Genomic DNA, 663 nt, shown 5'->3' on the forward strand with positions numbered 1-663 from the left:
GGCAGTGGGACTCCCGGGAGACCATCATCACCACCCGGGGGCGATTGCGGGTATCGGTCAGCGACCAGGTCATGTCGAGCTCCTCGGCGATGGGCAGGAAGGCCTCGCGCAGCGTCTCGGGCGGCATGCCGATGGAGTCGGCCAGGATCTCGTAGCGCATGAAGAAGCGGCCGGTCTCCAGGTCGGAGTGCTGGCTCGCCTCGGTGATCGAGCCGCCGTGGCCGGCGATGAACCCGGAGACCCGGGAGACGATGCCCACGCGATCGGGGCAGGAGACCACCAGGCGGTAGTAGTGTGACATGTGGGCACTCTGGATTGGGCTGGAATCGGGGTGCGACAGTGTAGCGAAAACAGAAAGTAGCGAAAACAGAAGGTTCCGCCACCCTTGCGCCCCGATCTCTCTCGGAAAAGGACGGCCTGTTGCAGGAGCCCGATTTATCGGCGATATCGGTGTTATCGGGGCGCCTGCCGGCGCCATCGTCGACGCGTCGAACCGGCATAATCGGCGCTCTTATAATGGGCGTTCGAGGTAACGGCGGCAGGACTGCCCCACCCCGCGTTGTGGCTGCCCGGGGCCTTCCCGTATAGTGGAAACACCACTTTCCGAGCCCGCGCCCGCCAATGCCCCAGCCCAGAGTCGAGATTCGCCCCCGCCGCCGCCCT

Annotated in this window: 1 pseudogene; it reads right to left on the reverse strand. The window is 65.5% G+C overall.

Features of this window, described 5'->3' with window-relative positions:
• Positions 1–301: pseudogene (locus J5F18_RS13125) on the reverse strand (ACT domain-containing protein); the annotation flags it as partial.
• Positions 302–663: the final 362 nt, after the last annotated feature.

It is taken from the genome of Halomonas sp. BM-2019, assembly GCF_017584085.1.